Raw genomic sequence first — 19,335 nt, 5'->3', positions numbered from 1 at the left:
GAGAGGGGCGCCGGCACGAAGCCGGCGCCCCTCTCGTCACGCGTCAGTCGTCAGCGGGTCAGCTGCAGCCGCTGGTCGAGCCGCAGCCCTCGCAGATGTAGCAGGAACCGGCCCGCTGCATCTTCGTGCCGCAGGAGAAGCACAGCGGGGCGTCGGCCTGGATGCCCAGCTGCATCTCCACCAGCTCGGCGCTGGTGTGGGCCTGCTTCGGGGCGGGCTTGGCCGCCTCGACCTCGGCCTTCGGCGTGGCGACGGCCTTCAGCTCCTGGGCGCGCGGCGCCGACTGGGCCAGGCCCTCGACGTCGACCTCGTCCTCGGAGGGCTCGTACGAGCCGGTCTCCAGGTGGCGCTGACGCTCCTCGGCGGAGTGGATGCCGAGCGCGGAGCGCGTCTCGAAGGGCAGGAAGTCCAGCGCCAGGCGGCGGAAGATGTAGTCGACGATCGACTGCGCCATCCGCACGTCCGGGTCGTCCGTCATACCGGCCGGCTCGAAGCGCATGTTGGTGAACTTCGAGACGTACGTCTCCAGCGGCACGCCGTACTGGAGGCCGACGGAGACCGCGATGGAGAAGGCGTCCATCATGCCGGCGAGGGTCGAACCCTGCTTGGACATCTTCAGGAAGACCTCGCCGAGACCGTCGTCCGGGTAGGAGTTGGCGGTCATGTAGCCCTCGGCGCCGCCGACGGTGAAGGACGTCGTGATCCCGGGACGGCCCTTGGGCAGGCGCTTGCGGACCGGGCGGTACTCGACGACCTTCTCGACCGTCTCACGGATGGTGGCCTCGGCCTTCTCCGTGATCTCGGTCTTCTCCTTCTCCTTGGTCTTGGCGGAGAGGGGCTGGCCGACCTTGCAGTTGTCGCGGTAGATGGCGAGCGCCTTGACGCCCATCTTCCAGGCCTCGAAGTAGACCTCCTCGACGTCCTCGACCGTCGCCGTCTCCGGCAGGTTGACGGTCTTGGAGAGGGCGCCGGAGATCCAGGGCTGGATCGCGGCCATCATGCGGACGTGGCCCATCGCGGAGATGGAGCGCTCGCCCATGGCGCAGTCGAACACCTCGTAGTGCTCCTGCTTGAGGCCGGGGGCGTCGATCACATTGCCGTGCTCGGCGATGTGGGCGACGATCGCCTCGATCTGCTCCTCCTGGTAGCCCAGGCGGCGCAGGGCCTGCGGGACGGTGCCGTTGACGATCTGCATCGAGCCGCCGCCGACCAGCTTCTTGAACTTGACCAGCGCGAGGTCGGGCTCCAGGCCGGTGGTGTCGCAGGACATCGCGAGACCGATGGTGCCGGTCGGGGCGATGACGGACGCCTGCGAGTTGCGGAAGCCGTTCTTCTCGCCGAGGCGCTGCACGTCCTGCCAGGCCTCCGTGGCGGCGGCCCAGATCGGCGTGTCCAGGTCGTCCATGCGGACGGCCGCGGCGTTGGCGTCGGCGTGCTGCTTCATGACGCGCAGGTGCGGCTGGGCGTTGCGGGCGTAGCCGTCGTACGGGCCGACGACCGCGGCGAGCTCGGCGGAGCGCTTGTACGAGGTGCCGGTCATCAGGGAGGTGATGGCACCGGCGAGGGCGCGGCCGCCGTCGGAGTCGTAGGCGTGGCCGGTCGCCATCAGCAGGGCGCCGAGGTTGGCGTAGCCGATGCCGAGCTGGCGGAACGCGCGCGTGTTCTCACCGATCTTCTCCGTCGGGAAGTCGGCGAAGCAGATGGAGATGTCCATCGCGGTGATGACGAGCTCGACGACCTTGGCGAAGCGCTCGATCTCGAAGGACTGGTGGCCCTTGCCGTCGTCCTTGAGGAACTTCATCAGGTTCAGCGAGGCGAGGTTGCAGGACGTGTTGTCCAGGTGCATGTACTCGCTGCACGGGTTCGAGCCGTTGATCCGGCCGGACTCCGGGCACGTGTGCCAGTGGTTGATGGTGTCGTCGTACTGGATGCCGGGGTCGGCACAGGCCCAGGCGGCCTCGGCCATCTTGCGGAAGAGCGACTTGGCGTCGACCTCCTCGATGACCTCGCCGGTCATGCGGGCGCGCAGGCCGAACTTCCCGCCCTGCTCGACGGCCTTCATGAACTCGTCGTTCACACGGACCGAGTTGTTGGCGTTCTGGTACTGGACGGACGTGATGTCGTCGCCGCCCAGGTCCATGTCGAAGCCCGCGTCGCGCAGGGCGCGGATCTTCTCCTCCTCCTTCACCTTGGTCTCGATGAAGTCCTCGATGTCGGGGTGGTCGACGTCGAGGATGACCATCTTGGCGGCGCGGCGGGTGGCGCCGCCCGACTTGATGGTGCCCGCGGAGGCGTCGGCACCGCGCATGAAGGAGACCGGACCCGAGGCGTTGCCGCCGGAGGACAGCAGCTCCTTGGAGGAGCGGATGCGGGAGAGGTTCAGGCCGGCGCCGGAGCCGCCCTTGAAGATCATGCCCTCTTCCTTGTACCAGTCGAGGATCGACTCCATGGAGTCGTCGACGGACAGGATGAAGCAGGCGGAGACCTGCTGGGGCTGCGGCGTGCCCACGTTGAACCACACGGGGCTGTTGAAGCTGAAGATCTGGTGGAGCAGGGCGTAGGCGAGCTCGTGCTCGAAGATCTCGGCGTCGGCGGGCGACGCGAAGTACTTGTGGTCCTCGCCGGCCTTCCGGTACGTCTTCACGATGCGGTCGATGAGCTGCTTCAGGCTCACCTCGCGCTGCGGGGTGCCGACGGCGCCCCGGAAGTACTTGCTGGTGACGATGTTGACCGCGTTCACCGACCAGAAGTCGGGGAACTCGACGCCGCGCTGCTCGAAGTTGACCGAGCCGTCGCGCCAGTTGGTCATGACGACGTCACGGCGCTCCCAGGCCACCTCGTCGTACGGGTGCACGCCGGGGGTGGTGTGGATGCGCTCGATACGCAGCCCCTTGGCCGTCTTGCCGCCCTTGGCGCGGGAACTCCGTGCCGGACCGCTCGCCGTCTCTGTCATGCCGCCTCCCTGTACGGGCGAAAACGCCCTGAAGTGCCCCGATGTTCCCCGTGGCACGTGTTCTGTCCTTCGCCGCGGGCACCCTCTGGTGCCGCCCGCGACACGTCTTTCTTCGCCGCCTCCCGGCCGGATCCGGTCTCTCGACGCCGGTCCGGCCGGCCCTCAGTCGGCGGCTTCGGCGGGCACGGGCACCGGTACGGCCCCCGCGGTCCCGCCGTCGTCCTCCTGGCCCCCCGTGTCCGCGCGCGCCTCGCCGGCGCGGTCGTCGTCCGTGGCGCGGTGGCCCGTCGTCTCCCTCAGCTCCACGATCGCGGCCTCGAAATCCTCGAGCGAGTCGAACGCCCGGTACACGGAGGCGAACCGCAGATAGGCGACGAGGTCGAGCTCCTGCAGCGGGCCGAGTATGGCCAGGCCCACGTCGTGGGTGGTCAGCTCGGCGCTCCCGGTGGCGCGCACCGCCTCCTCGACCCGCTGGCCGAGCTGGGCGAGGGCGTCCTCGGTGACAGGCCGTCCCTGGCACGCCTTGCGCACACCGTTGATGACCTTGGTACGGCTGAACGGTTCGGTGACTCCGGACCGCTTGATCACCATCAGTGAGCACGTCTCCACGGTCGTGAAACGACGGGAGCAGTCGGGACACTGACGGCGCCTGCGGATCGACGTGCCGTCGTCGGTCGTACGGCTGTCGACCACGCGGCTGTCGGGGTGCCTGCAGAAGGGGCAGTGCATGGCTCCGAACCCTCCCTCACAGCAGACTCAACAGCCTCGCCGGGCCACATCGGCCCCGCGAAGCAGCCCCCAGCATAGGCGATCTCCGAGCGTTCGAAGACCGGGGTCGCCACAACTTCTGGGCCGCTGCCGCAATCCAACCACTACATGTGGGGGTTGGCCCATACATCCACGCCGTAGCGCGTGTCGGGCGTGTGTCGTGCCGGACGCGGTGCGCGAGAGGGTCGCGGCCCCCGGGCCGTGTGCCCCGCGGCGGCGCTTTCACGCCGCACATTCGGGCGCACGGCCGTATCGCCCCGGGACATACGGAGATAGCGTGAGCGCCGCACGGAGGGGAGGTGGGACTCCCGGGCAGATGGGGGTCGGTCCACGAGACGGGCGGTCCCGGATGGCAGACTGGGGCAACCACCTACGAGGCCGTGGCCCCGGCGGTGAAGAGTACAACAAGGGGCCCCTTCGCCCGCCGGGAAAACTTGCCAGCCATACACCCCACCCTGTGATCACGTAAGACGATCCGCGATTTTTCACTCGAACGTGTGTTTGGCGCAACCTTTCGAAAGCAACTACCGTTGTGCAGCAGGGAGACCATCGAGAGGGGCCGACGTGACCACCACCGCAGACAGCGCCACCATCACTGCCCAGGACCGCTCCCAGGGCCGACTCGAGCCGGTGCATGCGATGAACGAAACCGTGAATCCCGAGGCGCAGAAGCGCTCGCTCCCGGGCCGACCTCCCGGCATCCGGGCCGACAGCTCGGGACTCACGGACCGCCAGCGCCGAGTGATCGAGGTCATCAGGGATTCCGTGCAGCGGCGGGGATACCCGCCATCGATGCGCGAGATCGGTCAGGCGGTCGGCCTGTCGAGCACGTCCTCGGTCGCCCATCAGCTGATGGCGCTCGAGCGCAAGGGCTTCCTCCGCCGCGACCCGCACCGCCCGCGCGCGTACGAGGTCCGCGGCTCCGACCAGGCCGCCTCGGTGCAGCCCACCGACACCGCCGGCAAGCCCGCCGCCTCCTACGTGCCCCTGGTGGGCCGGATCGCCGCCGGTGGCCCGATCCTGGCCGAGGAGTCCGTCGAGGACGTCTTCCCCCTCCCCCGGCAGCTCGTCGGCGACGGTGAGCTGTTCGTCCTCAAGGTCGTCGGCGACTCGATGATCGAGGCCGCGATCTGTGACGGCGACTGGGTCACGGTCCGCCGTCAGCCGGTCGCCGAGAACGGCGACATCGTGGCCGCCATGCTGGACGGCGAGGCCACCGTCAAGCGCTTCAAGCGCGAGGACGGACACGTCTGGCTCCTCCCGCACAACTCCGCGTACGAGCCGATCCCCGGTGACGACGCGACCATCCTGGGCAAGGTGGTGGCGGTGCTGCGGCGCGTGTGACGGCCGCGGCGGGCACAGCCGACAGCGGCGGCCCCCCTGACCGGGCCCCGGAACCTCTGCGCCGGTTCCGGGGCCCTGTGCTGTCCGCTGCCGAGCCGTCGGAAGGCCCCGGCGCGGATCACTCCGTTCCGTCGGCGTCCACCGGCTCCGCGTCGGCCCCGCCCGCCTCGGCCGCACCCGCCGCCTCGACCGCCTCCGCCGCCTCCGTCTGCCGCGCGGACGCGTCGATCGCCGACAGCGACCGGCGGACCTGGTTGCGGTCCGTCGTGTACCAGAAGTCGGGCAGGGACGCCTTGAGATAGCTCCCGTAGCGCGCGGTGGCCAGCCTCGGGTCCAGGACCGCGACGACCCCGCGGTCGCCGGTGGCCCGGACGAGACGGCCGGCGCCCTGCGCCATGAGCAGCGCGGCGTGCGTGGCGGCCACCGCCATGAAGCCGTTGCCCCCGGCGTCCTCCACGGCCTTCTGGCGGGCGCTCATCAGCGGGTCGTCCGGCCGGGGGAACGGGATCTTGTCCATGACGACCAGCTGGCAGCTGGGGCCGGGGACGTCCACGCCCTGCCAGAGCGACAGCGTGCCGAACAGACAGGTCTTCGGGTCGGCCGCGAAGTTCTTGATCAGCTCGCCGAGCGTCTCCTCGCCCTGGAGGAGGATCGGGAACTCGGGGATCCGGGAGCGCAGCTCCTCTGCGGCCAGCTGCGCGGCCCGCATCGAGGAGAACAGCCCGAGCGTACGGCCGCCGGCCGCCTGGATCAGCTCCGTCAGCTCGTCCAGCATGTCCGCGCGGTCGCCGTCACGCGCGGGGCGCGACAGATGCTTGGCGACGTAGAGGATGCCCTGCTTGCGGTAGTCGAACGGGGAGCCGACGTCCACGCCCTTCCACTCCGGCACGTCGTCGCCCTGGGTGCCCTCGGGGGCGAGGCCGAGGGAGGCGCCGACGCCGTTGAAGTCCCCGCCCAGCTTCAGCGTCGCCGACGTGAGGACGACCGAGCGGTCGGTGAAGAGCTTCTCGCGCAGCAGACCCGACACCGACATGGGGGCCACGCGCAGCGACGCGCCGAACCGGTCGTGCCGCTCGTACCAGACGACGTCCCACTCGGAGCCGTTCGTGATCCGCTCGGCCACGTCGTGCACGGACTCCACCGAGGCCAGGGCCTGCTTGCGGACCGCGTCCTCGTCCTGGACGGACTTGTCACGGGTGGCGCCGATCGCCGAGATGACCGTGCGGCAGGCGTCGCGCAGGGCCATGAGCGCGTAGCCGAGGTCCTCGGGGATCTCCTCCAGGCGTCCCGGGAGGGCGAGCTCCATCAGCCGCTCGAAGCCCTCGGCGGCGGTCTGGAGCTGGTCGGCGGCCTTCTCGTTGACGAGCTTCGCCGCGCGGCGCACCGCCCGGTTGACCTGTCCGGGGGTGAGCTCGCCGGTGGCGACGCCGGTGACGCGGGAGACGAGCTCATGCGCCTCGTCGACGATCAGCACCTCGTGCTGCGGGAGCACGGGGGCGCCCTCGATGGCGTCGATCGCGAGGAGGGCGTGGTTGGTGACGACGACCTCGGCGAGTTTGGCCCGCTCCCTGGCCGCCTCGGCGAAGCACTCGGCGCCGTAGGCGCACTTGCTCGCGCCCAGGCACTCCCGCGACGACACCGACACCTGGGCCCAGGCGCGGTCCGACACACCTGGCGTCAGGTCGTCCCGGTCGCCGGTCTCGGTGTCGTCCGACCAGTCGCGCAGCCGCAGGAGGTCCTGTCCGAGCCGGCTGGTGGGCGCGGCCGCCTCGAACTGGTCGAACAGGCCCTCCTCCTCGTCCTGCGGGACGCCCTCGTGCAGGCGGTGCAGACAGAGGTAGTTCGACCGGCCCTTGAGCATGGCGAACTCGGGGCGCCGGCGCAGCAGCGGATGCAGGGCGTCCACGGTGCGCGGGAGGTCCCGCTCGACGAGCTGCCGCTGCAGGGCCAGGGTGGCCGTGGCCACGACGACCCGCTCCCCGTGGGCGAGCGCGGGCACCAGATAGCCGAGCGACTTACCGGTGCCGGTGCCGGCCTGGACCAGCAGATGGGAATTGCCGTCGATCGCCTCGGCGACCGATTCGGCCATGGTCACCTGGCCGGGGCGCTCCGTGCCGCCGACGGCGGTGACGGCGGCATGCAGGAGTTCGGGGAGTGAGGGCTTCGTCATAGCGCGACCACCCTACGGCCCGGCACTGACAACCGGGCGATCACGGTCGGGGGGAGGGACGGGATCAGGACCGGGGCCGCCTCCGCTCCCGATCGGTCGTGACCGGATGGGGCCGGGGTGACGCACCGAACGGTCCGGGTGTGCCCGGAAGGCGGTCGGAGCCGGCCGGGAAGCAACCGATTCTGTCCGTCACAGCAGGTGCCGCAGATTCCGGTCCCTCACCATGAGGGCGGCCCGCTTGTCCGGCAGGTCGACCTCCGAGGAGAAGCGGAAGCCGGCGCCGAGGAAGGCCGCGACGGACGGCGTGTTGCGCAGGTCGGGCTCCGCCACGATCCGGCCGCACACCGGACGCCTGGCGAGCGCGAGGTCCGCGACCGCGCGCAGCAGCGTCCGGCCCAGCCCCCGCCCGCGGTCGCCGGGCCCGCCGATCAGGAGGTGGACCCCGGTGTCGTGGGGCCGGGCGGGGTAGTATCGGGCCAGCGGGTCGAGGTCGGCCCGGTAGACCTCCCAGTAGCTCATCGGTGTGCCGTCCAGCAGTCCGACGCACGGGACGCTCCGCCCGTCCCCCGTGAGCTGGGCCCGCAGATGTCCCTCCGTGCGGTCCTCGGGTCCGGCGAGCTGCCAGAACTCGGCGACGGCCGGATCGTTCATCCAGCGGCTGATGAGCGTCAGGTCGCGTTCGATCCGGACCGGGACCAGGTGGAACACGCCGGCGGGGGTGCTGACCGGTCCCCAGTCGGCCACCTGGTCGAGGAGGTCGGGCATCCCGCCGGGCGGGGACCCCGGGCCCGCGTCCCCGGCCTCGGCGCTCTTGGGGGCCGAGGCGATGAGGGCGACCAGTTCCTCGGGGAGTTCCAGGTCCAGGGTGTCCTCGGCGTCCGTGTCGGGCGGCGGGGCGGGCTCGGCGTTGGCGCTCGTGTCGGTGGGGGGCACGACGGGGTCCTCTCGGGAGGTGGGGCGGTTCGTCGCCGTCAGAGGTGCAGGGGGTTGGGGATGGCGACGTACACGGACTGGGTGTCGACCGGGCCGACGAGTTCGTCCAGGCCGTGCAGCCGGGTCAGCAGGTTGGCCTTGCAGCGCAGCACCGGGGAGTCGAGCAGCCGCCGGGGGAACGGGCTGCGCAGCCGGGCGGGGCCGGAGGCGACCTCGCCGAGGAAGCGGCGGAGCGCGGCGAGCAGCAACCGCTCGTCGGCCAGTCCCTGCGAGCCGAACGCGCCGACGAGCCCGAGGATGTTGTTGATCCCCAGGTAGTAGGCGAACCGCTCGTCGGTGACCTCGTCCGGGACGAAGGTGTCGCTGAGCGCGCCGATGCCGGGGAGCCGGGCGTCGAGTTCCGCGCGCCGGGAGGCGCGGAAGTAGTAGCCCTGGTTGTCGCGGTACCGGCCGCCCACGGGCCAGCCGTCGGCGTCCAGCAGGACCAGCGTGTTCTGCTGGTGGGCCTCCAGGGCGATCCCCGCCTCCGAGTCCAGCCACAGCACGGGCCGCACGACCTGGTCGAGGTAGCGCAGGAACCACTCGGCGGCGACCGCGTCCCGCGACCGGCCGGTCCGGGCGGCGAGCCGGGTGACGATCGCGGCCAGCCGGGACGGCGCCGGAGGCCGCGTGTCCGGGTGCGCCGGGCCGTGCGGCCGGGGCGAGACGAGACCGGCCACGCAGGTCACGTCGTCCGAGGGCGCGAAGGGGTTGTGCCGGATCATCACGTCGAGCCCGGCCACCGGGGTGCCGTCCGGTGCGTCGACGGCGAGCCACGCCGGGTCGCGCACGATGTCGAAGCCCGGATGCGCGGCCTGCCAGCGCGTTCCGAGGCCGCCGCGCAGCAGCCGGTGCACCTCCACGCCCCGGTGCAGTTCCTTGCGGAGGTTCTCGCGGCGGGAGTTGGTGATGCGCAGGCCGAGGGAGAGCTTGAGCATGGCCGGGGCGCCGGTGCGGTGGACGGTGCGGACGGACGACGTGGGGTGCCACGCGGGTCCGTGGGTGCCGAGGTCGTGGAGCAGCCCGGCGTCGAAGAGGGCCGCCGTGTCGGGGCGCTGCCGGATCGCGCGCAGCTGCCAGGGGTGCAGCGGCAGCGCGGCGCAGCCGTCGGGCAGCGGCAGCCCGGGGCCGGCGAGCCGGGCCGTGAGCTGTGGCGCGGTGACGGGGCGTCCCGCCTCCGTCCAGGCCGAGTCGGCGGCGACGACGTCGGGCGCGACGGCCAGCCAGGCGAGCGGGAAGGAGCCGCGCGTCTCCGGTGAGTAGAGGGCGGCCTCCGCCTCCGACAGCCCCTCACGGCTCTTGGGGGTGGGGTGGAACGGGTGTCCCAGGACGAGGGCCTGCTCGGCGGCCAGGAAGCGGTCGGGCACGTCGGCCGGGTGGGCGCGGCGGTCCTGGATGAACACGGCCGTGCGGCGGACGGAGTCGGCGACACGGCCGACGAGGTCGCCGGCGCTGTCGTCCGCCGAGGGGCGGGCCGCCGCGGCCTCCCGGGCGAGCAGGGCGGCGACGGTGACCGCGTCGAGCGGTGGGGTTCCCTCCGGGGCATCGGCCGGGCGGGGCGGGCCGAAGCGGTGCCATCCCGTCGGCGACCAGTGGTGGACCGGGACCAGCAGGGCGGTGCCGGTGGCGGGCAGCGGGACGCGCAGGACGCCGTCCTGGGGCGCCGGAAGCCGGGTCTCGCGGACGTGGCAGCGGAGCAGGTTCTCCACGGTGGCGGCCTCGGCCGCCTGGCGCGGGTCGGGGTGGTGCAGGGGGTCCGGCGGGGCGGTGTCCTGGCCCGGGGCTCGCGTCTCGGGGAGGGCGGTGGGGGTGGTCGTCACGATGGGTCCTCTGCGGGGGCTCAGGAGTGCGAGGGGGCGCCTTGGAGTGGCCCGAGGCGCGGGGTGCGACTGCGGTGGTGCGGGAGGCGGGGGTGAGCCGTGCCGCGTGACGTGGCTTGGGGCGGCCCTGTGGTGGGGGCCGCCGCCGGGTGGTGGGTGCCGTGTGAGGTGGGGGCCGGTGTGCCGGTGGCCTGTCACGGCGAGGCGAGGGTGCTACGGGGTGCGGGCGGGCGTCCTCAGTCGGTGTGCGCGGACCGGTCGCCCTGCCGTCCTGGAGCGAGAGGCCGCCGGTCCGCCCGGTCGCCGGACACGGCGTCCACGGCGTCGGCGAGCCGGTCCAGCACCGCCGCCGCCTGCTCGTCGGTGACGGTCAGGGGCGGCAGCAGCCGTACGACGCTGGCGTGGCGGCCGCCGAGTTCGACGATCAGCCCGCGGCGCAGGCACTCCCGCTGGACGGCGGCGGCGAGGGCGGGGGCGGCGGGCCGGGGCTGTTCCTCGGGCGGGCGGGCGGTCGCCGCGAGGGTGACGGTCCGCTCGCCGCCGCTCACGGCCGGGGCCCGCGGATCCACCACCTCGACGCCCAGCATCAGCCCCCTCCCCCGTACGTCCCCGAGGCACGCGTGCTCGCCCGCCAGCCGGCGCAGCTGACGCAGCATGTGCGCGCCCAGGTCGGCGGCCCGCTCGGCGAGCCGGTTCTCCCGGACGTACGCGAGGGTCGCCGTACCGGCGGCCATGGCGAGCTGGTTCCCGCGGAACGTTCCGGCGTGGGCGCCCGGCTGCCAGGCGTCGAGCTCCTCGCGGTAGACGATCACCGCCAGGGGCAGGCTGCCGCCGATGGCCTTGGACAGGACCATGACGTCGGGGGTGACCCCGCTGTGCTCGACGGCCCAGAAGGCGCCGGTGCGTCCGACGCCGGTCTGCACCTCGTCGGCGATCAGCGGGATGGAACGGTCGGCGGTGATCCGGCGCATGCGCCGCAGCCAGGCGTCCGGCGCGGGAAGGACACCGCCCTCCCCCTGGACGGGTTCGAGGATCATCCCGGCCGGGTCGGGCACGCCCGACTTGGGGTCGTCGAGGACGGACTCGGTCCAGCGGGCGGCGAGTTCGGCGCCGTGCTCCCCGCCGACACCGAACGGGCAGCGGTAGTCCTGCGGGAAGGGCAGGCGCGCGACCCGTACGTCGGGGGCGCCCCCGGAGGCGGCGAGCGCCCCGCTGGTCATCCCGTGGTAGGCGCCGCTGAAGGCGAGGATGCCGTCGCGTCCGGTGGCGGCCCGGACGAGCGTGAAGGCGGCCTCGACCGCGTCGGTGCCGGCCGGTCCGCAGAACTGCACGCGCGCGCGGCCCGCGAGTCCGGGCGGCAGCGTCTGGAACAGCTCGGTGACGAAGGCGTCCTTGACCGGGGTGGCGAGGTCGAGGACGTGCAGGGGCGCCCCGGAGTCCAGGACCCCGCGGATGGCCTCCAGGACCACGGGGTGGTTGTGGCCGAGGGCGAGCGTGCCGGCGCCGGACAGGCAGTCGAGGTAACGGCGGCCGTCCGCGCCCTCGATGGTCATGCCCCGGGCCCGGACCGGCACGATCGGCAGGGCGCGGGCGTAGGTGCGGGCCGCGGACTCGCGGGCCGACTGCCGTCGCAGGATCCCCTCGTGCGCGCTGCGCGCGTCCTCGGTCCCGGGCGATCCCCCGCACACGGATTCGGTTACGGCCATGGCTCCCTGTCCTCCCGCTGTCCAGGGGCGAGCGGGTCTCGTGTGTCCTCGCCCGTCCCGACATACGCAGCCCCGCGAGCGTCCACTCGAAACTGCGGGGAACCGGGGACCGGGGACCGCGCACGCACGGCCGGCCCCCACCGCTAAAAAGAGCGGGACACGCACCGGGTTACGGGTTGCCGCACAATCTCCGCCCGGCGGAGCCCAGAAGAGGCGTTCCCCGCGGGCGGCGGCGACGGCCCCGACGCCGTTCCGGCTCTGTGACCTGGCCCGGGTCGGCGGGCTGTGGCTGAACCGTTGCCGTTCCGTCAGAACTCGCCCACAGCGACCGCATAGTGTGTGGTGCCGTTCCACCGAGCCGCGAGCCGTACGCGCACGCCGTGTGGCGGACGATCGGCCCGCTGGCCGGACGAGTTGATCGGACAGCGGCCGGCGCACGTATGCGACAGCGGCACAAGTACCGTCACCTCAGGGGGAGTCACACCATGCGATCCATACGGCCGTCGTTCACCGCCCGCAGGGAGAAGAGCGCGCGCCGCGGTGTCTCCCCGCTCTCGGTGGCGGCGCTCGCCGCCGCCCTGGCCCTCACCGCCACCGCCTGCGAGTCCGGGGACGCCGACGCCGGGGGCGCCGCGACCGCCTCCGCGGCGGCCGGAGCCGGCGGCGAAGGAAAGATCACGATCCCGGACGACATCAAGGACAAGCTCCGCGAGCACGGGATCGACATCGACAAGTGGCGGGACGGCGACTGGAAGAACTGGGACCGGGACGACTGGCTGCGCGAGGCCAAGGACTACATCAACCCGATCATCAAGGACCTCTGGGACCCGGACCGGATGCGGGACGCCGAGGACCCGGACCGGGGGGTCGACGAGAACGACCTGTCGGGCGACCAGGGCGTGACCGATCCGACGCCGGACCCGGTGGATGCGCGGGCCGTGGCACCCCGCTACCACGCGAGCGTGCCGGAGGCGGGCAAGGTCTTCTTCGACTCCCCCGAGGGCACGATGGTGTGCTCGGCGACCGTCGTGAAGGACCCCGCGCACCCCGGGAAGTCCAACATGGTGTGGACGGCGGGCCATTGTGTGCACGCGGGCAAGAGCGGCGGCTGGTACCGGAACATCGCGTTCGTGCCGTCGTACAACGACGCGGGCCGCAGCGAGGCCGAGTTGAAGGGCGTCCCCAAGGAGGAGGTCGCTCCCTACGGCATCTGGTGGGCCGACTGGGCGGGGACCTCGAACCAGTGGATCGCGCAGGGCGGCGCGACCGGCGGTGACGGCGCCCCGTACGACTTCGCCGTGCTGCATGTGAAGCCGGAGAACGGGGGCGGCAAGTCCCTGGAGGAGACGGTCGGTTCCGCTCTGCCGGTGGAGTTCGACGCCCCCGCCGTACCGCGGGTGAAGAGCATCAGGGCGATCGGCTACCCGGCCGCGGCTCCGTACGACGGGCAGAAGCTGTACCAGTGCCAGGACCGGCCGGGCCGGCTGTCGCTGCGGGCGTCGGACCCGACGATGTACCGGATCGGCTGCACCATGACGGGCGGTTCGTCGGGCGGCGGCTGGGTCGCCACCGGCAACGACGGCAAGCCGGCGCTGGTGTCCAACACCTCGATCGGCCCGGTGGAGTCGGGCTGGCTCGCCGGTCCGCGGCTGGGCAAGGAGGCCAAGACCGTCTTCGACACAGTCAGCGGCAAGTTCGCCGGGCGCTGACCGGCACGCTCCCGGCACAACGGGAAGGCCCGCTCCCCTCGGGGGGAGCGGGCCTTCCCGTCTGTCCGGTGCCGGACGGCTCAGCCGGCCGGGGTGGGCAGGTACGGCGCGAGATCCGCCGCCAGTTCCTCGTGCACCCGCACCTTGAGCAGCGTGCCCTCCGGGGTGTGCTCCTCGGAGATCACCTCGCCCTCGGTGTGGGCGCGGGCGACGAGCTTGCCGTGGGTGTACGGCACGAGTGCCTCGACCTCGACGGACGGGCGGGGCAGCTCGTTGTCGATCAGGGCGAGCAGCTCGGCGATGCCCTGGCCGGTGCGGGCCGAGACGGCGATGGACCGCTTCTCGATCCGCAGCAGCCGCTGGAGCGTCAGCGGGTCGGCCGCGTCGGCCTTGTTGATCACGACGATCTCGGGCACGCCGGTGGCGCCGACGTCCCTGATCACCTCGCGCACGGCGGCCAGCTGCTCCTCCGGGTTCGGATGCGAGCCGTCGACCACGTGCAGGATGAGGTCGGAGTCGCCGACCTCCTCCATCGTGGAGCGGAACGCCTCGACCAGGTGGTGCGGCAGGTGCCGGACGAAGCCGACGGTGTCCGCCAGCGTGTACAGCCGTCCGCTCGGGGTCTCGGCCCGGCGCACGGTCGGGTCCAGGGTCGCGAACAGGGCGTTCTCGACCAGGACGCCCGCGCCGGTGAGGCGGTTGAGCAGGGAGGACTTGCCGGCGTTGGTGTAGCCAGCGATCGCGACCGAGGGCACCTTGTTGCGTCGTCGTGACTGGCGCTGGATGTCGCGGCCGGTCTTCATCTCCGCGATCTCCCGGCGCATCTTCGCCATCTTCTCGCGGATCCGACGCCGGTCGGTCTCGATCTTGGTCTCACCGGGACCACGGGTGGCGAGGCCGCCGCCCTTGCCGCCGCCCATCTGCCGGGACAGCGACTGACCCCAGCCGCGCAGCCTCGGCAGCATGTACTGCATCTGCGCGAGCGCGACCTGCGCCTTGCCCTCACGGGACTTGGCGTGCTGGGCGAAGATGTCGAGGATCAGGGCCGTACGGTCGATGACCTTGACCTTGACGACGTCCTCGAGGTGGATGAGCTGGCCCGGGCTGAGCTCACCGTCGCAGATGACGGTGTCGGCGCCGGTGTCCAGGACGATGTCCCGCAGCTCCTGCGCCTTGCCGGAGCCGATGTAGGTGGCCGCGTCGGGCTTGTCGCGGCGCTGGATCACGCCGTCGAGCACGAGGGCGCCCGCGGTCTCCGCGAGGGCGGCGAGCTCCGCGAGGGAGTTCTCCGCGTCCTGCACGGTGCCCGAGGTCCAGACGCCCACGAGGACGACGCGCTCCAGGCGGAGCTGGCGGTATTCGACCTCGGTGACGTCCTCGAGCTCGGTGGAGAGGCCCGCGACACGGCGCAGGGCCGCGCGGTCGGAGCGGTCGAACTGGTCGCCGTCCCGGTCTCCGTCGATCTCGTGGCTCCAGGCGACGTCCTCTTCCATCAGGGCATCGGCCCGCAGACCGTCGGGGTGAGTGTGCGCGAAGCGCTTCGAGTCCTGGGAAAAGGAAGAAGAGGAGGTCATTGGGTCCTTACGTCGTTGGGGATTCCGTGGTGCGGCGACGAGGCCGCGGCCTGGACGGCCCGCTCGGTGGTGCGTCGAGAGCTGTTCCGTCACTGGTCACAACGCACGGGTACCCCGGGAGATTCCCGTGGCCCGTGCCGCGCCGACCGGACGATGGTCGCACGGCACGGGCCGTCTCGTCACCGGCTTATCGCACGCCCGGTTTCCCGGCCCGCGCGTGGGCTCCCGTCCCCTGTCCGGCGGCCCGCTTGCCCTTGGCCGCCGGCTTGGCGGGGTCGGCGGCCTTCCAGTCGGGCCGGCCGGGCATCGGCGGGGTCTTCTCGCCGTACAGCCAGGCGTGCAGGAAGCCCTTCAGGTGCCGTCCGGAGACCTCCTCGGCGAGGGCGACGAAGTCGGCGGTGGAGGCGGAACCGTCGCGGTTGCGGCTCACCCAGGCGCGCTCCAGCCGGTCGAACGCGGGGGCGCCGATCTCCTCGCGCAGCGCGAACAGGACGAGGGCGGCGCCGTCGTACACGTTGGGGCGGAAGATGCTGATCTTCTTGCCCGGGTCGGGTGCCTTCGGGGCCGCGGGCGGTCCGCCCGCCGCGCGCCAGCGGTCGGAGGCCGTGTAGGCGGCCTTCATCCGCGCCTCCATCGGGCGGTCCGCCTTCTCGGCCGCGTACAGGGCCTCGTACCAGGTGGCGTGGCCCTCGCTGAGCCACAGGTCGGACCAGGTGCGCGGGCTGACGCTGTCGCCGAACCACTGGTGCGCCAGCTCGTGCACCATGATCGACTCGACGTACCACTCGGGGAACGCGGGCTGGGTGAACAGGTCCCGCTCGAACAGGGACAACGTCTGTGTCTCCAGTTCGAAGCCGGTGGTGGCGTGCGCCATGAGCAGGCCGTACGTCTCGAACGGGTAGCGGCCGACCTTGCCCTCCAGCCAGCTGATCTGGCCGGGTGTCTTCTTCAGCCAGGGTTCGAGCAGCTTCGTGTCCTTCGCGGGCACGACGTCCCGGACGGGCAGGCCGTGCGGGCCGGTGCGGTGCAGGACCTTGGAGCGGCCGATGGAGACCTGGGCGAGCTCGGTGGCCATGGGGTGCCGGGTGCGGTACGTCCAGGTGGTCGACTTCGCCGCCCGGTCGACGTCGGTCCGCAGACCGTTGGCCACGGCGGTGTAGCCGTTGGGCGCGGTGACCCGGATGGTGAAGATCGCCTTGTCGGAGGGGTGATCGTTGCACGGGAAGACGACGTGCGCGGCGTCGGCCTGGTTGGCCATGGCGAGGCCGTCGGCGGTGCGTACCCAGCCGCCCTCGCGCTTCTGCCCGTACACGGGGTCGCTGCTGTGCCGCACGGTGATGCGCATCCAGCTGCCCTCGGGCACCTCCTCGGCGGGGGTGACCACGAGGTCCTCGCCCGCGTTCCGGAAGGTGGCGGGCTCGCCGTCGACGACGACCGAGTCGACCTTGCCGTGCGCGAAGTCCAGGTTGACGCGCTTCAGGTCGGCGGTCGTCCAGGCGTCGATGGTGGTGACGGCCTTGAGGGGCTTGTCGTTGGCTCCGGAGTAGGTGAAGGAGAGGTCGTACGACGCCACGTCGTAGCCGGGGTTGCCCAGGTGGGGGTAGAGCCGGTCGCCGACGCCGAGCGGGGTGGCGGGGGCGCTCGCGGCGAGCAGGCAGAGGGAGACGGCGGGGATGAGCAGGGCGGGCACCTTCAGGCGCCGACGGGGTCCGGATCGGGGGCGAGGAGCGCCAGGGGCCGGTCGCTGAGCCTCGCTGCGGGAGGAGAGCAGCATGGACCACGGCTATCAGCGCGCGGCGACGGGACGTGGACGGCGCGCGACCGCCCCACTCGAACGGGTGGCCCGCGCTGTCCTCGCGCCCGCCGCCCCTTTGCTGGGCCGCCCCTCGGTCCGCTGTCTCCTCAGGCCCGCTGGGCCGGGGCATGCGCCCGGCTGACGTCGTACACGCCGGCGACCTCGCGCATGGCGCGCATCAGACCGGGGAGCCGGCCCGCGTCGGGCAGCTCGACGGTGTAGGTGTGGCGGACGCGCTGCTGGGTCGGCGGCTCCACGGTCGCCGAGACGATCTCCGCGCCCTCCTGCGCCATCACCTCGGTGAGGTCCGCCAGCAGATGCGGACGGACGAACGATTCGGCGACCAGGGTGACCCGGCACTCGGCGGTGTCCCCCCAGCGCACGCCGACCTCCGCGCGCCCGGCGCCCCGCATCCGCGCCACGGCGGAGCACCCGGCGCGGTGGACGGTGACCGCTCCCCCGCGCACGGCGAACCCGGTGATCTCGTCGGGCGGCACGGGCGTACAGCACCCGGCGAGGCGTACGGCGGCACCGGGCCGGTCGGCCAGGACACCGGCGGCGGGACGGCCACCCGGCCCCTCGGTACCGGGCCGGAACGCGGGGCCGCCCTGGCTCCCGGCTCCTTCGGCGGGCTGCCGGAAGGGCGCGCCCCGCCCCTCGTCCTCGGGAGCGGACTCGCCCGGCGCGGGATGGGAGGCGAGCCACCGCTGGATGGCGATACGGGCGCCGGGCGTGTGCGCGTGCTCCAGCCACTCGCGGGACGGCTCGGAGGCCGGGTCCTGCCCCATGAGGAGCTGCACGCTGTCGCCGTCGCGCAGGACGGTGCTGAGGGTGGCCAGCCGGCCGTTGACGCGGGCGCCGATGCACGCGTGCGCGTCCTCGCCGTACTGGGCGTAGGCGGCATCCACGCAGGTGGCGCCCTCGGGCAGGCCCAGGGTGCCGCCGTCGGGGCGGAAGACGGTGATCTCGCGGTCCTGGGCGAGGTCCTCCCGCAGCGTCGACCAGAACGTGTCGGGGTCGGGGGCGGCCTCCTGCCAGTCCAGCAGCCGGGAGAGCCAACCGGGGCGGGTCGGGTCGGCGCGCTCGCCGTCGCCGGCCGCGGTCTGCTCCTCCGCGGGACCGGCGTAGGGGTTGCCGAGCGCGACCACTCCGGCCTCGGCGACCTTGTGCATCTGGTGGGTGCGGATGAGGACCTCGGCGACCTGTCCGTCCTCGCGGGCCACGGCGGTGTGCAGCGACTGGTACAGGTTGAACTTGGGGACGGCGATGAAGTCCTTGAACTCCGAGACCACCGGGGTCATACAGGTGTGCAGTTCACCGAGGACGCCGTAGCAGTCGGCGTCCTCGTTCACCAGGATCAGCAGCCGTCCGAAGTCGGCGCCGCGCAGCCGGCCGCGTTTGCGGGAGACGCGGTGCACGGAGACGAAGTGCCGGGGCCTGATGAGGACTTCGGCCTGGATGCCGGCCTCGCGCAGGACCGTGCGCATCTCGTCGGCCATCTCGGTCAGCGGGTCGTCGGAGCGGGCGGCGTTGCCGGCGATCAGCTCCCGGGTGTGCTCGTACTCCTCGGGGTGCAGGATCGCGAAGACCAGGTCCTCCAGCTCGGTCTTGAGCGCCTGGACGCCGAGCCGTTCGGCGAGCGGGATGAGGACGTCCCGGGTGACCTTGGCGATGCGGGCCTGTTTCTCGGGGCGCATCACGCCGAGGGTGCGCATGTTGTGCAGCCGGTCGGCGAGTTTGATCGACATCACACGGACGTCGTTGCCGGTGGCGACGAGCATCTTGCGGAAGGTCTCGGGCTCGGCGGCGGCGCCGTAGTCGACCTTCTCGAGTTTGGTGACGCCGTCGACGAGGAAGCGGACCTCCTCGCCGAACTGCTCGCCGACCTGGTCGAGCGTCACGTCGGTGTCCTCGACGGTGTCGTGGAGGAGGGAGGCGGTCAACGTCGTGGTCTCGGCGCCGAGTTCGGCGAGGATGAGGGTCACCGCGAGCGGGTGGGTGATGTACGGCTCGCCGCTCTTGCGCATCTGGCCGCGGTGCGAGGACTCGGCGAGCACATAGGCGCGGCGCAGCGGTTCGAGATCGGCGTCGGGGTGGTGGGCCCGGTGCGCGTCGACGACGTGGCCGATGGCGTCGGGCAGCCGGCCGCGCGCGGTGGGGCCGAGCAGCGCGGCCCTGCCGAGGCGGCGCAGGTCGATGCGGGCGCGGGACTTCCTGCGGGGCACGGCGGGCGTCACGGCGCCCGATACCGGGCCGGGCGTCGCGGAATTCGTGGCCTCCGCACTCATGGGCACCTCCGGCTGCGTGGACCGGCGGACGGGGTTCCCCATGACGGACTCGGCACAGGGGATGGCGACTTCTCCCCGTCCGGGCCGGTGCTTGATGCTACCGAGCCCATCACGCGCTTCCGACCGCCTCCGCCCCAGCGTGAAACGGATCACCCATTCGAGCGAGGCTTCGCATGTTTACGGTTTGCGCCAACCTGAAGGGGCGGATGCGCGCCGTCGAACGCGGCGGAACGGCG

At 72.4% G+C, this 19,335-nt stretch carries 11 protein-coding genes; 2 read left to right on the top strand and 9 right to left on the bottom strand.

The genetic code is table 11. From position 1 onward, the window contains the following. Positions 1-58: 58 nt before the first annotated feature. The gene (locus F8R89_RS26350) at positions 59-2,953 is read right to left on the bottom strand and encodes a vitamin B12-dependent ribonucleotide reductase (RefSeq protein ID WP_151786263.1); all 2,895 of its coding nucleotides are present in this window, start codon (positions 2,951-2,953) and stop codon (positions 59-61) included. Positions 2,954-3,115: 162 nt separating this feature from the next. Continuing rightward, entirely contained in the window at positions 3,116-3,682 is a 567-nt protein-coding gene (gene nrdR / locus F8R89_RS26345; RefSeq protein ID WP_151786262.1) for a transcriptional regulator NrdR, read from the bottom strand. 603 nt (positions 3,683-4,285) lie between these two features. Between nrdR and lexA the strand changes: the two genes are divergently transcribed. Next, a complete protein-coding gene (gene lexA / locus F8R89_RS26340; RefSeq protein WP_151786261.1) occupies positions 4,286-5,065 on the top strand; it encodes a transcriptional repressor LexA in 780 nt (259 codons plus the stop codon). A 118-nt stretch (positions 5,066-5,183) separates the two neighbouring features. Here the strand turns inward: lexA and F8R89_RS26335 are convergent, their stop codons facing one another. From F8R89_RS26335 to F8R89_RS26320, 4 genes are all read right to left on the bottom strand, one after another. Then, positions 5,184-7,235: an ATP-dependent DNA helicase gene (locus tag F8R89_RS26335; RefSeq protein ID WP_151786260.1), complete on the bottom strand. Its 2,052-nt coding sequence runs from the start codon at positions 7,233-7,235 to the stop codon at positions 5,184-5,186. 189 nt (positions 7,236-7,424) lie between these two features. Continuing rightward, positions 7,425-8,168: a GNAT family N-acetyltransferase gene (locus F8R89_RS26330; RefSeq protein ID WP_151786259.1), complete on the bottom strand. Its 744-nt coding sequence runs from the start codon at positions 8,166-8,168 to the stop codon at positions 7,425-7,427. 38 nt (positions 8,169-8,206) lie between these two features. Continuing rightward, on the bottom strand, positions 8,207-10,027 hold the full coding sequence (locus F8R89_RS26325; protein ID WP_413251268.1) for an IucA/IucC family protein: 1,821 nt from the start codon (positions 10,025-10,027) through the stop codon (positions 8,207-8,209). Between the two features lie 236 nt (positions 10,028-10,263). Continuing rightward, positions 10,264-11,733: a diaminobutyrate--2-oxoglutarate transaminase family protein gene (locus tag F8R89_RS26320; protein WP_151786258.1), complete on the bottom strand. Its 1,470-nt coding sequence runs from the start codon at positions 11,731-11,733 to the stop codon at positions 10,264-10,266. Between the two features lie 485 nt (positions 11,734-12,218). On the opposite strand from F8R89_RS26320, the gene F8R89_RS26315 reads away from it, so the two are divergent. Then, entirely contained in the window at positions 12,219-13,442 is a 1,224-nt protein-coding gene (locus F8R89_RS26315) for a trypsin-like serine peptidase (RefSeq protein WP_151786257.1), read from the top strand. Between the two features lie 80 nt (positions 13,443-13,522). Here the strand turns inward: F8R89_RS26315 and hflX are convergent, their stop codons facing one another. The 3 genes from hflX to F8R89_RS26300 form a co-directional block, all read right to left on the bottom strand. Continuing rightward, a complete protein-coding gene (hflX, locus tag F8R89_RS26310; protein WP_151786256.1) occupies positions 13,523-15,016 on the bottom strand; it encodes a GTPase HflX in 1,494 nt (497 codons plus the stop codon). Between the two features lie 187 nt (positions 15,017-15,203). Next, positions 15,204-16,790 carry a M1 family metallopeptidase gene (locus F8R89_RS26305; protein WP_151786255.1) on the bottom strand — a complete coding sequence of 529 codons (1,587 nt, stop codon included), beginning with the start codon at positions 16,788-16,790 and terminating at the stop codon, positions 15,204-15,206. 128 nt (positions 16,791-16,918) lie between these two features. Then, positions 16,919-19,099, bottom strand: coding sequence for a RelA/SpoT family protein (locus tag F8R89_RS26300; protein ID WP_151786254.1), 2,181 nt, complete (start codon positions 19,097-19,099; stop codon positions 16,919-16,921). Positions 19,100-19,335: the final 236 nt, after the last annotated feature.

This window comes from Streptomyces sp. SS1-1, assembly GCF_008973465.1.
Taxonomy (GTDB): domain Bacteria; phylum Actinomycetota; class Actinomycetes; order Streptomycetales; family Streptomycetaceae; genus Streptomyces.
Note: the sequence above shows the minus strand (reverse complement) of the source record. Positions and strands in the feature narration are given on the sequence as shown.